The 13,024-nt window shown below is 53.6% G+C and carries 11 protein-coding genes; 9 read left to right on the forward strand and 2 right to left on the reverse strand.

Going from position 1 to position 13,024, the window contains the following annotated elements; translation table 11 throughout:
* Positions 1-97: 97 nt before the first annotated feature.
* Positions 98-1,117: a hypothetical protein gene (locus ACH2EH_RS12655; protein ID WP_395142183.1), complete on the reverse strand. Its 1,020-nt coding sequence runs from the start codon at positions 1,115-1,117 to the stop codon at positions 98-100.
* 241 nt (positions 1,118-1,358) lie between these two features.
* On the opposite strand from ACH2EH_RS12655, the gene ACH2EH_RS12660 reads away from it, so the two are divergent.
* The 6 genes from ACH2EH_RS12660 (at position 1,359) to ACH2EH_RS12685 (ending at position 7,975) form a co-directional block, all read left to right on the forward strand.
* Positions 1,359-1,952 carry a hypothetical protein gene (locus ACH2EH_RS12660; protein ID WP_395142185.1) on the forward strand — a complete coding sequence of 198 codons (594 nt, stop codon included), beginning with the start codon at positions 1,359-1,361 and terminating at the stop codon, positions 1,950-1,952.
* 115 nt (positions 1,953-2,067) lie between these two features.
* Entirely contained in the window at positions 2,068-3,432 is a 1,365-nt protein-coding gene (locus ACH2EH_RS12665) for a hypothetical protein (protein WP_395142187.1), read from the forward strand.
* Between the two features lie 108 nt (positions 3,433-3,540).
* Positions 3,541-4,470 (forward strand): phytanoyl-CoA dioxygenase family protein, encoded by a 930-nt coding sequence (locus tag ACH2EH_RS12670; protein ID WP_395142189.1) that lies wholly within the window; start codon positions 3,541-3,543, stop codon positions 4,468-4,470.
* On the forward strand, positions 4,457-5,674 hold the full coding sequence (locus ACH2EH_RS12675; protein WP_395142191.1) for an enolase C-terminal domain-like protein: 1,218 nt from the start codon (positions 4,457-4,459) through the stop codon (positions 5,672-5,674). Before ACH2EH_RS12670 ends, ACH2EH_RS12675 begins: the two co-directional genes overlap by 14 nt.
* A gap of 28 nt (positions 5,675-5,702) precedes the next feature.
* Entirely contained in the window at positions 5,703-6,851 is a 1,149-nt protein-coding gene (locus ACH2EH_RS12680) for a glycosyltransferase (RefSeq protein WP_395142193.1), read from the forward strand.
* Positions 6,848-7,975 carry a glycosyltransferase family 4 protein gene (locus ACH2EH_RS12685; protein WP_395142195.1) on the forward strand — a complete coding sequence of 376 codons (1,128 nt, stop codon included), beginning with the start codon at positions 6,848-6,850 and terminating at the stop codon, positions 7,973-7,975. Before ACH2EH_RS12680 ends, ACH2EH_RS12685 begins: the two co-directional genes overlap by 4 nt.
* A 68-nt stretch (positions 7,976-8,043) precedes the next feature.
* On the opposite strand, the gene ACH2EH_RS12690 is transcribed toward ACH2EH_RS12685, so the two are convergent.
* Positions 8,044-10,248 carry a cellulose synthase operon protein YhjQ/BcsQ gene (locus tag ACH2EH_RS12690; protein WP_395142196.1) on the reverse strand — a complete coding sequence of 735 codons (2,205 nt, stop codon included), beginning with the start codon at positions 10,246-10,248 and terminating at the stop codon, positions 8,044-8,046.
* A gap of 78 nt (positions 10,249-10,326) precedes the next feature.
* On the opposite strand from ACH2EH_RS12690, the gene larA reads away from it, so the two are divergent.
* The 3 genes from larA to proB all read left to right on the forward strand — a co-directional run bounded on the left by larA (position 10,327) and on the right by proB (position 12,923).
* The gene (larA, locus tag ACH2EH_RS12695; RefSeq protein WP_395142198.1) at positions 10,327-11,571 is read left to right on the forward strand and encodes a nickel-dependent lactate racemase; all 1,245 of its coding nucleotides are present in this window, start codon (positions 10,327-10,329) and stop codon (positions 11,569-11,571) included.
* 75 nt (positions 11,572-11,646) lie between these two features.
* Entirely contained in the window at positions 11,647-11,826 is a 180-nt protein-coding gene (locus ACH2EH_RS12700) for a DUF4351 domain-containing protein (RefSeq protein WP_395142200.1), read from the forward strand.
* Positions 11,826-12,923, forward strand: a complete 1,098-nt coding sequence (proB, locus tag ACH2EH_RS12705) for a glutamate 5-kinase (RefSeq protein ID WP_395142202.1) — start codon at positions 11,826-11,828, stop codon at positions 12,921-12,923. Before ACH2EH_RS12700 ends, proB begins: the two co-directional genes overlap by 1 nt.
* Positions 12,924-13,024: the final 101 nt, after the last annotated feature.

Genomic DNA, 13,024 nt, shown 5'->3' on the forward strand with positions numbered 1-13,024 from the left:
AAATCAAACCTCCCCCGGTGCGCTCGTTCCTCGCTGCCGACCCCTCCGGCTTCGCGAAGGGGTATTGGCACCGTGAGTGCGAGCAGGGCCAGGGCTTTCATTTTTTCAGAGTGTCCACGAACTTCTGACCCGCTGTCTGAGCGTAGGCGGTGCCGTACTTGAGGTGGAGCACACGAATCCAGCCATCGTAGGCTTGCTTTTCCAGTTCCCGCTTGCCCTTAATATAGGCCCCCACTTCCTTCAAAACGTCATCCACTCGGGTGTCCGAGTTGGTCGGCTGAATAAACCCACGGAGCAGCCCCATGAGCTGCGCGTCTGTTGGAGCGGCTCCGGGCAGTGGCCCCGCGGGCGGTGCGGGCTGACGGCGGTTAGGCTCTGCGGGAGAAGTACTGCGCTGGCCTTTCAGGTCGGCAACTTCTTTTTTAAGTGCTGCCACTTCCGCTTGCAGCGCGGTGACAGCATCCCGCAGGCCTTTCTCGGTGGTGAGATCGAAGACGGGAGCCGGAGCCGGGCGCTGTACCATTTCACGGGGGCGGCCCCCCGTCCCTCCACGTGTGGCCATCCAGTTCGCGTCCAGCTCCGCAACACTAGGAGGATTTTCGTCCCCAATCGCCTCCGCAATCGCTTTCACAATCTTCGGGGCATCGGCGATTCCCGGCTGCACCAGAGCGAAACTTGCCGTGGTCTTACCGCCTTTACCCACCAGAATCGTCAGGAGGCACTTCTTATTGAGTCCGTAGCTACCCGGCCCCTCCAGACCATCAGGGGAGAGCATTGGCGCACTTCCCAGCTTCAGCGACTGCTGCACCAGCGGGACACGTTTCTCACCTTCCAGCCGATCCCCGTAAAGAACAACATGATGTAGCTTGAGCTGCTCCTTGCGCTCGGAGCCGTACTGATCCACGACCCGAACCAGAGGCAAAATAGAACGCTCAACCCCATGCCAGAACACTAGAACCGTGGTCGGGTCACCAGGCGTGAGTGTTTCCTCTAGTGGCATCGGTGTCCCGACCACGCGTAGAACCTTGAAGGCGGAAAGCTTCTCACCAGGCTGAGGGCCGGAGTAGACAGTGTCTTGCGCCCAGAGCGGCGCGGTTACGATTATTGCGGTAATCATGTGCTATTGTAGCGTAAAATAGCACTCAGAGAGGTCGGGAGAGCAGTGCTGGAAAAATTTCCGAAAATTCTATCCTGTGCCGATTGACAGTCCCATAGAGTTCTGATATCCTCCTCTTGAGGATGTTCTTGTCCTCCCCGACAACGAAAAACATTCGGAGTTGTAGTAGGTCGGTTTTTTTGCCCACGTCTTCAGGGCAAATGCCCACGTCTTCAGGGCAAATGCCATTAAGGTATCTAAAATGAAAAAGCGTTTATCTGTAGCAGTTTCAACAATCCTAGCCTTAGTGATTGGTATTGGTGCGGTCGTAGCGTTACCTCCACCAGATGTCGAAGCAAAGTGTGAAATCACAGGCTTCTCTAACACAAATTTCGACCAAGGTCTACCCAGTCAAACTAATGCGGGTGATGTTGTTATATGGGAAATGACTAATCCTGACGCGGTAACATTCACTGAAACAGGATATATATTGAAAGGTATGATACCGGGAACAGGACATGATGAAATTAGTGGATTTTTTTTGCTTACACGAGGACCCTATTTGGATCCACTACCAGAAAATGACAGAACATCGATTGTGAATGTTCATTGTGAAGTGAACGGCCATACCCATACTAATTTCCAGCTGATTGCAGCGACTGTTAACGCAACCTCAGAGGAAAATGGAGGCACAGAGATAGCAGAAGCACATGGTGAGAAAAGTGGCCCAGATGGTGTACTATTTGACGAAGATGACGGGGAACATACTTTTGTTGGGGAAGAAGAAGAAATCGATGGAAACTATGGTACAGAGATAAATATTTACTCAAGCGCAACAGTTGACATTTGTGGGTAAATAAAACTAAAGATAATCAATAAAATACCTTCAAAAAATCAAGGTTAAAGGTTGTGAGTGGGACTATAAAAAAGTCACACTCACACCCCTTATAAAACAAAGGAATACTCATAAAATGTCTAAAATAGCCAGAAACATGCTGTTCAGTAATCAAGAAAATTCAATGTATTTCTATGACATCATAGAAAATTTCAGTAAAAATAATAATGTCGCAATATTAACTGATGGCTATCCATTAAATGACAGATGTCCGACAGGCAAATTTAAAACAATAGAAGATATTTGCAGAGAATTTAAATTTAAAATCCTGCAAAAAAATACTCGAATAATAGTATTAGAAAAAATATACACTACTCCATATGATTTACCTGATGTGTCATACGAAGAAACAGTATATAGTGCTAATATAATCAGAGAACTTTCAAGTGCTGCAAGTCCATCATCGCTCAACTTGTCCCTCAGTGGCTTAAAAAGTCTCCGATCTTATGCGTCTCAATTAAATACATCTCAATTATCCGAAATGAAAAATGGATTACCATGCAGAAACCTCGATCAAACTATAATTGAGGATATAAAAAATGCTTCTAGAAACGTACATATACGTACTAGAGGAATCCATATTTCAAATATAATATTATTTAAATATACTAGAACATCATTATTTTTCAAAAATGAACATTCAGACACGATATTCGAAGAAAAAAAATTACCTACTATCAATAAAAACATCGATGTACTACCCATAAAAAATAATCCATCGAATACTATATCAAATATTGATGTCGATTGGACAAAAAGAAAAATCACATATTCAAAAAAATTGAAAGATTTTGATTTTAACGACAAAAATCTGTTATCAAAATTTGATATCCCCACAGATATAAATATATATTGTATCGGAAAACAGTTTACAGATGATATTTCTATATTAAGGAGTATCTGCTTATTGAAAAATTGGCACTTCAATAAGACTATTACGGGCAATCTACGGATTCAAGCATATTTAAAAAATCCACAAGTTAATTATTCTGAATTTTTCAACCTATTACGAAACTGTCTCCCTAAAACCTTTATAAATTATATGAATACTTTCAAAAATAAAAATTTCAAGGCAGGATCATCGCCTAGTTCATTTATAGATAAATCTATCCAAGAAATATTACAAAAAGAATGTAAAAATAGAATATTGAAATTTGAAAAAACCACACTTAAAACTAACTTCCAATTATTGGATGACTACCTGAAAGGTATTATATCAATATATTACATATCAAAAGTCCTTGATAACGGAGGAGAGCATATTGCACGAGAAGTTCCTGATTACATCACAAACCCGACAGGAGGTTTTTTGAGATATACTGTTAACAAATTTAAATCAGGAAAAACACAAATTATTTTGTGGCTTTCTAGTGTACCTAGTGGATCAGGAAAATCTTGTAGCCTATTGATATTTCCGTATGAAGGAAATTTACCAAATTAAATTGATATTAAAAAAGAACAAGCAACAAGGAGTAAGCCTTCGTTAAATATCTTTGAGATTTTATTATTGATACCTTTTCATACCTGTAGTTAGGGTAGAATATTGTGCATGGAAACGACCCCTAATCGGGAGAACCTGATCGTGGTTCCCCGTGTTTTGAGCGATGAACAGGTCGCATTTTTTGTGGAGAATGGTTATCTCGTTCTGGAGAGTCTAGTGACGCCCGATGAAGTTGAAGAGCTGCGGCGTGACACGGTGCATCTAGCACGCGGCGGCTACCCGTGTGAGAACCTTAAGCCGCTACCTGCGGAGCTCTCCGACGACGAAGCACTGCGGCGGATTCTCTGTATTCACCAGCCGCACTTTGTGAGCCCGGTGATCCAGAAGTATGTAAAGCATCCAAAGATCTGCGGCGCTCTCAGTCAAATTACTGCCGCACACCTGCCGTTCTGGGATGGCTCGGTGAAGTGCATGCAGTCCATGCTCTTTGTGAAGCCCCCGACGTTTCAGGGGCAGGCATGGCACCAAGACGAAATCTATATCCCGACACGCGATCGCTCGCTGATCGGGGCATGGATCGCACTCGATGACGCCACAATCGAGAATGGCTGCCTCTGGGTGATCCCCGGCTCCCATAAGCAAGGCTATCTCTATCCCCAGCGCGATCACAGCGATACGGAGGAGCACGACTTCGGACAACAGAGCTACGGCTTCGACGAGAGCGGTGCCGTTCCCGTGGAGGTTCCCGTCGGTAGTGTCGTGTTTTTCAATGGCTATCTGCTCCATAAATCGCACAAGAACCGCAGCGAGATCTACCGACGTGTTCTGGTCAGCCACTACATGAACGCCTGGAGCCACTTGCCATGGAGCCTGGCAGCGGGCGAGTCCGTCGCCACAGCAGATCGGCGCAGCGTGATCCCCGTGGCAGGCGTGGATCCGTACTCCTGGAAAGGCTACGACAACCCGCCACAAAATGTCTGGCTGCGCACCTGCAAGGCCACGGAAGAACAAAAAGAAGCCCCCCATGCAAATCCGTGACTTTCGTATTCACTCCATCGCCATTTCCGATCCGCCGCTTCGCTCGGCGTTTGGCCTCCATGCCCCGCTGGCACTACGAACCGTGATCGAGCTGGAGAGTGCAGATGGAGTGATTGGGATCGCGGAGACCCACGGCGGCGACGGCCCCGCACAGGCACTAGAGAGCCTACGCACAAGAGTCATCGGTCAGGACGCGACACGGCTTTTCGTCTCACTTTCGGATTTACGGGGCAAGGGCGAGTATCGCATGGCACTCGCGGCACTCGAAGTGGCGAGCCTGGATCTGGTCGGCAAGACAGTCGGGCTCCCCGTGCATGCGCTGCTGGGGGGAAAAGTGCGCGACAAAGTGCCGTTCTCGGCCTACGCCTTCTACAAGCACGCCTGGGGCGAGTCGAAGTACGACGAGGCGCTCACACCTGAGGGATTAGTCACACAGGTGCAGGAGCTCATCACCGACTATGGCTTTGGCTCCGTCAAGCTCAAGGCCGGGGTGTTGGAGCCCGATGCCGAGATAGACACGATCAAGCTGCTCCGCCAGACACTTGGCCCAGAAATTCCCCTACGTATTGACCCCAACTGTGTCTGGAGTGTGAAAACTTCCGTCCGGGCGGGCAAGGCTTTGCGCAACGAGCTCAGCGACGGCGGGTATCTCGAAGATCCCGCGCAGGGAATCCAGGGAATGGCTGCCGTGCGAGCGGGCCTGCTCGCCGAAGGTATCCAAACGCCACTGGCAAGCAACATGGCGGTCACCTCCTTCGCAACTCTCGCCGAAGCGCACCACCAAGACGCCTGCCAGGTCGTGCTGGGCGATCATCACTACTGGGGCGGCCTTCGTGCCGTCTCTGAGCTAGGACGGGTGTGTGAGACTCTAGGAATGGGGCTCTCGATGCACTCCAACAGCCATCTGGGAGTCTCTCTGATGGCCATGGTACATGTCGCCGCCGCAACGTACCACCTCACCTACGCCTGCGACACGCACTACCCTTGGCAAAGCGCCGACGATGAGATCATCACTGAGGGCCGGATCCCGATTATTAACGGCAATATTCTCGTCCCCGAGCTGCCCGGTCTAGGAATCACCCTCAACTACGACCAATTAGAAAAGCTTAAAGACCGCTATAAAAATAGCCCCTACCGCGTTCGTGACGATGTGGCGGAGATGCGCAAGCACGTCGCCCCAAACTGGGAACGCCACCACTGGTAGGAAGAGTCTGATAAAATCGAAACCCAGGATGAAAAAACTGAAAATATTCGTTCATCGTGCTTCCGAGTGCCTGACAGATCACCTGTCACATGGGGAAGGACTCATCTGCTTCAGTCTTTTGAACGGTCTTGCATCACGTGGGCACCAGGTTTTTGCCTTCACAAACCATGCGGATATTCGTAAAAAATCGGAGAATCTTACGGTATTTGCCTCGTCACACAACGTCAGGATCAACTCGCTGGCTCCCTTCGAGTTGGACTTAAAGGCAGAAAAATGGCGCGATACTCTTCGTAAAGAGCATCGCTTTGATATCGAGTGGAGAATGTCTCCCTTCGATGCAGGTTGCCCTTTTTTCCGACCCCTTTCCAGCTCACAAGCCGTCATCGGCCCTATCTACTATGCTTGGCCAGATTCCAAAACATCTCGTTCACGAATCGGAATTCTCAGCCCATTCCCTTTATTACAACATTTCTCCCAGAAAAACTGGGATACTTCCCTACGAAATGCAGCACTAGCAATCTGTACAACGGAGCAACATTCGGCTCAAATTCAGACAAAAAATGGTTGTCGCCAGATGCTATCGCTCCCTCTTATCGTCCATGCCCCTCCCCTATCCGCTCAATCGGCTTTGCCGAAAACAAAAATGAAACTGGCATTTGTAGGGCGTCTGGAAAGTCAAAAGAACCCTCAGTTGTTCTTAGAAATTTTAGCCACTCTCACTCAAATGGGGCAATCTGTAGAAGGAATTATTATAGGAGACGGACCACTGCGTACAGAGCTTGAGGCGCAGTCAGTAGCACTCGGCTTGAACGAGGCACTAACCTTCACAGGAAGAATCCCTAATACAAAGGTCTACGAAAGGGTCGCGTCGTGTGACTGGCTTATCTCAACCGCAGTGGGCGAACCCTACGGCAGAAATATAGCGGAAGCAATGTCTATGGGGGTGCCTACGATCTGCCATGCATCGGGTGGAGCGAAGGATTTCCTTCGAGACAAAATAGATGGCTTGCTCGTCGAGGAAACCTCGGCCAAGCTCTATGCAGAAAAACTACTGGCTTGCCCGGATCGTGAAGTACTCGCTCAGAACGCACGGCACCGTGCCCTGACAGAGTGGAGTGAGGAAGCCGTTCTCAACAAGCTGGAAACAGCACTTTATGCGCTACTGGAGAAGCCATGAGAATCGCCTGTTTTACGCAGTTCGCCTATGGCAAGAAACTAGGCGGCTCGAAGGTTCTTGTGGAGCTTGGGGAGGAGCTGAACCGACAAGGACATGAAACCCGAGTTCTGACTCCCTTTGAGTTTTTAGGTGAGACAGCGAATCACAAGACGCATGCGCTCGCCTATGCTCAGGCGATTCAGAAGTTTACCCACGACGAGAGAGCCAACTTCGATGTCTTTGATGTGGACTGTGCCTACCTTCAATTTGCCCGCCGTGATTACGCCACGGAACCACTTCTGGTCTCGCGCTCTGTTCTACTAACACTCTGGCAGGAGAGGGAAATCAAGATCCCGGAGCGTAAAACGCTACGCGCATTCGCAGGAAAATTACTGAAGGGCCGCCAGCGTCAGCAGGAATGGCAAGGGCTCTTTGCTTCAATGCGCAATAGCTTTCGCGAGGCAGATCTGATCAATCTTGCCAATGGCCAAGATAAAGGACTTCTGGTGCGCGACGGCATTTCACCAGAGAAGATCCTTATACAGCCCTACGGAATCGACAGTAATCGTCGTGCGCTTTTTGATGCACAGCCCATTTTGCCAGAGAATAACTTTAGAGTCGCGTTTGTGGGCACCTACGACGAGCGCAAAGGCCGCTGTGAGTTCCCTCGGTTTGTCCGTGCTCTTGCGAAGAACTTCCCACAAGTGCGCGTTATCCTACTGGGAACCTACAAAACGGAACAAGAGGTTAAAGCAGATTTCCCCAGCGACCTCGTTCACCATATTGAGGTACTGCCAGCCTTTGAGCCTGAGCAGCTTCCCGCACTGCTCGCGGCCTGCACGGTGGGGATTTTCCCGTCGCACCTGGAGGCTTTTGGATTCGGGGTTCTGGAGATGCTAGCGGCGGGCCTCCCCGTAATTGCCTACAACTCGCCCGGACCTCCCGAGATGCTACCGCCCGAGTGGCTTGTTCCTCGGGGGGATTGGCAAGCAATGGCGACAAGTGTTGCCGAGTTGCTTACCAATGAAGCCCTTGAGATAATGCGCCATAAGCAGCGGGCACGAGAGCTATCCAGGCGCTTTAACTGGCAGAACATCGCCCAGCAGACCGTACAGTTCTATGAAGAAGCCCTTCAGAGGCGCTAGCAAGAAAAAGCCCCCACCGACCACAAAAGTCGGAGGAGGCCCATTTATGAGTCTTGCTGCCACCCGAGTTACGCAAACAGCGAGAGGCGGTTACGCCAGCGGGCGTCGGTGAAGCCATCGTTGACGGGTTCACGGCGCAGCTCAAGCACGAGCTCTTGACCGCCACGGGCCGGGTAGAGCGTGGCGCGGGTGATCGTCCCTCCATCGGGGAGATTCTGGGAGTCTAGCTTTACGGCGGGCTGTTCGTGGCCGGTGCCGGTGCGGACACTAATGCCGGCACCATTGTGCACAACCACTTCCAGCGAAGGCTCGTGGGTGCTCCCCACAACCATCCGCATCCGAGTCGCATCGGGAGCATCGGTAGAGACTGCCTCCAGAGCGATCCGAGGCTGATCCACCCCACCCGTCGAGGAAGGCGTGATAGCACGCATCCCCCGCATCGCATTCATAGCCATAGCCAGCTCAAGAGAGATAGGCGGGTAGCCCACCGCAGGAGCATTACTAGTCGCAGCGCGCATGGTCATCTCGCCGGGACCGGTTTGGAACATATCTATTTGCATATCAAGTGCCGCCCGGTTCGCTAGCGGGGCTAGGGATGCAGCCGTTGGAGCCGTTGGAGCCGCGACAACCGGCGCAAAGGTCTGTGCAGACGGGAATGCGGGGGCAGCAATCGGCTCGGGTGCAACAAACACGGGTGCAGTCACCACAGCAACCGGTGGTGCAGGAGCCACTACGATGGGAGCGGCGGGCCAAGAAGGCGCGGGTGTGGGTGCATAGCTCACAGGGGCAACCGGTGCAACGGCAATCGGCTCCACCACGATGGGCTGCGCAACGGCAACCACGACAGGAGCAGGTTCAGGAGTAGATAGCACCGGAGTCTCTACCGCCATAATAGGCACAGGGAAGGCCGGGATTACCGGCGCAGCTACGGCTTCACTCTCGTCGTTATACACAGGTTCCTCCACTTCAGCAACTTGAACTTCTTCATACTCACTATCGCTCTCGACAAGAGTCAAAAGAGGTTTTTCGAGAGTGCTCTCCTGGGGCTCGTCTTGATTGGTATCCACACTCAGAAACGGAATGCCGATTGGAATCCCTGTCCCCTCCCCCACAACCTCTCCTATCGGGAAGGCTACACCAGCAGGCGCAACCTTATGCGAGGATGCCTCAAACTGTGTTGGAGCCTCGAACATTGGGGGCAAAGGCATCGCAAAAACAGTGGGCTCCGAAGCTTCCGCTACGTCGGGGGCCGCTGCACCATCGCGCCGCCGCCAACCCTGGAGAACCGCTTCAAGATCCTCGACGCCAAAGCCACTTGCAGGCACGACGCTGTTGTCATCATCTTTTTTCAGTGCTGTCGCTACATTCATGGATATTCCATCCGCTTCGTTTTCAGATGCCGTGGAGTCGTCATTTGGCGCTGTGAACGGCATAACTTTGATAGGCTCTCCCAACGCTATGGGAGCAAGCACACCCTGGATTTCGGTATCTTCTTCAAGTTTCTGGAGGGTAATTTCCGGAAGCGCTACTGCCATGCTCTGTGGATAGTCACCTGATGTCATGAAGACCCCCCCTAAAACAGTAACCTGGTTGCGCTCCAGAATACTAAGTGCTTTACGGGCCGCGCCCACTTCCGTCTCTCCCAGTCCGACCGTAAAGAGCACCCCGTCGACATGGGTCAGGACATAGCGCCCCGGCTCATCGCTCCGTACGTGTGGGGTATCGAAGATCACCAGGTCCGCCAGGCGGGGAGCGATGGAGCGAATAAAGCGCTCTAAACGAGGAGAGCTAAATAGTTCCGCTGCATTGTGCTCCTCTACATCACCGATGGGCAGCAGGCGTACACCAGGCACACTTGTGTCGAGAAGTACTTCCGAAGGGGAGCTCACTGCGCCAGCGAGAAGGTCCACAAGGCCAGGAGTAGATCTCGCAAAATCTCCCCCAAAGATCAGATGAAGCTGGGGATTGCGCACCTCGGTATCCACAAGTAAGACACTGCGGCCCGCTCGCGCGGCAGCAATCGCAAGGTTCGCGGCCACGGCGGTGCGTCCCTCACGCTCTCGGGTTGATGTCACCGCAAGTGTCGTGCGCTGCGCCTCACCCGGTGCCACTCGTAGCAGGGTCTCCTGCAACAAATGGGTGTAGGCAGCCGCGAGCATCGCCGCTCCCTTTGTGGGGGGAGGCAGCTCTGCAAGCAGAGTGAGCCCAAGCTCTTTTTTTACTTTTTCAGCGCTCTCTAAACGCCGACCGCGTATCCCTGGTATTCGCATCATTCCACAATCTCTGACTGGTATTATTGGCAGTAGTTCCGCAAAACTAGAACCGATGATTTTAGGCTACAATACAAGGGCATGACAGTGACACTAGACTATGGCCGCGACGGACTTGTCGCCGAGCTTGCAGACCGCTTGGTGCACCATGTTCTGAGCCTTGCCCCTGCTCCCCCACTGCGTGCCCCTGCCCTAGCCATTCACGCCGCTCTTCTGGAAGCCGAGCTCCCACGACTTGCTGCGGGTAAGCGGACGGCCTGCATCGTGATCTGTGATATCACGCGCCCCGTTCCTAATCGGCTTATCCTAACGGAAGTACTTGCCTTACTTTCTCTTCCCCCAGAAAATATCTGTATTCTGATCGCCACAGGAACCCACCGCGCCAGTACCGAGGCAGAGAAACGAGAGATGCTGGGGGAGGCAATTCTCGCCAGTGGTGTCCAAGTTCTCGACCACGACTGCGACGATCCTAGAACCAACCGTTTTATCGGAACGAGCCCAGGTAACCTACCGATCTATCTGGATACGCGCTGGCTCGATGCGGATTTAAAGCTCACGGTTGGGCTGATCGAGCCGCACTTTATGGCGGGCTACTCCGGCGGGCGCAAGCTTGTGATGCCCGGAGTCGCGGGCAGAGAGACCATCCAGGCCTGGCACTCTCCGCAGTTTTTAGAGCACGACAACGCCCGTAACGGGGTGCTCGATGCGAACCCAGTGCACGAGGAGAACACGGCGATTGCCGCCTTTGCCCCCGCTGATCTGATCTGCGATGTCACGCTAGACGAGCAGCGGCGTGTCACGGGAATCTTCTGTGGCCACTGGATTCATGCATGGCGCCGTGGCACGGAGTTCGTCGCCCAGCAAGCACGCCCCTTGATCCCGGAGCTAGTGGATGCCTGTATCACAAGCGGCGGCGGCTACCCGCTCGATACGACTTTCTATCAAGTGGTGAAGGGTATTGTCGGAGCCTACCCTATTGTCAAGCCAGGTGGCACGGTGATTATCGCCGCGCAGATGCAGGAGGGAGTCGGGAGCCCCCACTTTAAGGAGACTCTCGAAGCCCACGCGGACCTCGATGCACTCGTTGCTCAGATGAGTGCACCTGGCTGGACCCCACTGCCCGACCAGTGGCAGGTAGAGATGCTCGCCCGCGCCTGCCGCCACCACAAAGTAATCGTCGTCACCGAAACAAGCCGCGCCGCCGAGCTACGCCGCTGCCATGTGGACGCCGTGGAGAGCATGCAAGAAGCACTGGCCCGTCTGTCTACAACTGCCACAATCGCGGTGATTCCCAAAGGCCCCTATGTCATCCCTGCGGTAAACTAGCATAAGATGGAAATAGTAACAAGCTGGATGGAAACAGGGATTGAACAAGGTCTGCTTCAAGGTAGACAAGAGGGTATGCTTCAGGGACGTTTGCAGGAAGCCAGAGCGACACTACTTCGTCTGGGCACGAAGAAATTCGGCTCGCCGGAGCCCACCTTTGCCCAGCGGATTGAGAGTGCGGAGCTAACCGCGCTGGAAGGCTTAATTGATCGGCTGCTGGAAGCGGGATCGTGGCAAGACCTATTCCCAGCGTGATGCGGAAGCGAGTCGTGGTCAAGCTGGGCACTTCTACCCTGACAGGCGGAGGGACGCAGCTCTCACGACGGGCGATGCTGGGCATTGCGGCTCAGACGGCGGAGCTTCTGGAGGAAGGACACCAGGTCACGCTCGTCTCCTCTGGGGCGATGGCGGCGGGTCGGGAGGCCCTCGGTTTTACAAAGCTCCCCCCGCACCTTGCGGGCAAGCAGATGCTGGCCGCGATCGGGCAGCCCCGGCTCATGCAGCTCTGGGCGGAGCTCTTTGGCATCTACGAGCGCACGGTGGGCCAGGTGCTTCTCACACGCGGCGATCTGGCGCGCCGCAGTGGCTACCTCAACGCCCGTGATGCACTCGATGCCCTGCTCGCCGCCGGTGTCGTGCCTGTTATCAACGAAAATGATACGGTCGCCACAGACGAGATCCGGGTCGGGGACAACGACAATCTCTCCGCCCTGGTCGCCAATCTCCTGGATGCGGACCTGCTGGTGATCCTCTCGGACATCGCCGGGCTCTACACGTCCGACCCGCGCAGTGCCCCCGATGCCCGGCTTCTTTCCATGGTCGAGCGCCTTGATGAGACACACTTCGCAATGGCGGGAGGGAGTGGCACCCTGCTGGGAACCGGGGGAATGTTCACCAAGCTCCAGGCGGCGCAGCTTGCGGGCCAGAGCGGCACTACCACGATTATCGCCCCCGGCAGCGATGCCGCGATCCTACAGCGCTTAGTGGCGGGTGAGCCCTTGGGAACCACAATCCTGCCGTCGGCGACTCGGCGGGAGAGCCGCGAGCGCTGGCTCCTAGCGGAGCGTCCCCAGGGCACGCTCACTGTGGACACGGGCGCGGTACGGCGGCTCAAGCAAGGAGGTGCAAGCCTCCTCCCTGTGGGTATCACACGGCTCGACGGCACGTTCGAGCGGGGCGATGCGGTTCAGATCCTCGCGCCGGGCGGCGCACCGATTGCCATCGGCCTGAGCGCCTACAGCAGGGACGAGCTCACCCGCCTGATAGGGTTCTCGTCGCGCCAGATCCTGCACCGCTTGGGTTACACTTGCGGCGACGAGGCCGTGCACCGCGATAATCTGGTGCTGATTTGAACCCATCCCCCTGCCCTGCTATCGCGCTTGGTTGAGTGCGAGCAGCTTCTCCAGAATCTCGTCGCCTTCCAGCGGCCAATCCCAGCCGTACGCGGCGGCCA

It is taken from the genome of Armatimonas sp., assembly GCF_043760365.1.
Taxonomy (GTDB): domain Bacteria; phylum Armatimonadota; class Armatimonadia; order Armatimonadales; family Armatimonadaceae; genus Armatimonas.

Bases quoted from the DNA above. Each gene is read 5' to 3' on its own strand.
- larA (WP_395142198.1), top strand. From the start codon at position 10,327: ATGACAGTGACACTAGACTATGGCCGCGACGGACTTGTCGCCGAGCTT.
- ACH2EH_RS12680 (WP_395142193.1), top strand. From the start codon at position 5,703: ATGAAAAAACTGAAAATATTCGTTCATCGTGCTTCCGAGTGCCTGACA.
- ACH2EH_RS12660 (WP_395142185.1), top strand. From the start codon at position 1,359: ATGAAAAAGCGTTTATCTGTAGCAGTTTCAACAATCCTAGCCTTAGTG.
- ACH2EH_RS12685 (WP_395142195.1), top strand. From the start codon at position 6,848: ATGAGAATCGCCTGTTTTACGCAGTTCGCCTATGGCAAGAAACTAGGC.
- ACH2EH_RS12670 (WP_395142189.1), top strand. From the start codon at position 3,541: ATGGAAACGACCCCTAATCGGGAGAACCTGATCGTGGTTCCCCGTGTT.
- ACH2EH_RS12655 (WP_395142183.1), bottom strand. From the start codon at position 1,117: ATGATTACCGCAATAATCGTAACCGCGCCGCTCTGGGCGCAAGACACT.
- ACH2EH_RS12665 (WP_395142187.1), top strand. From the start codon at position 2,068: ATGTCTAAAATAGCCAGAAACATGCTGTTCAGTAATCAAGAAAATTCA.
- ACH2EH_RS12690 (WP_395142196.1), bottom strand. From the start codon at position 10,248: ATGATGCGAATACCAGGGATACGCGGTCGGCGTTTAGAGAGCGCTGAA.
- ACH2EH_RS12700 (WP_395142200.1), top strand. From the start codon at position 11,647: ATGCTTCAGGGACGTTTGCAGGAAGCCAGAGCGACACTACTTCGTCTG.
- ACH2EH_RS12675 (WP_395142191.1), top strand. From the start codon at position 4,457: ATGCAAATCCGTGACTTTCGTATTCACTCCATCGCCATTTCCGATCCG.
- proB (WP_395142202.1), top strand. From the start codon at position 11,826: ATGCGGAAGCGAGTCGTGGTCAAGCTGGGCACTTCTACCCTGACAGGC.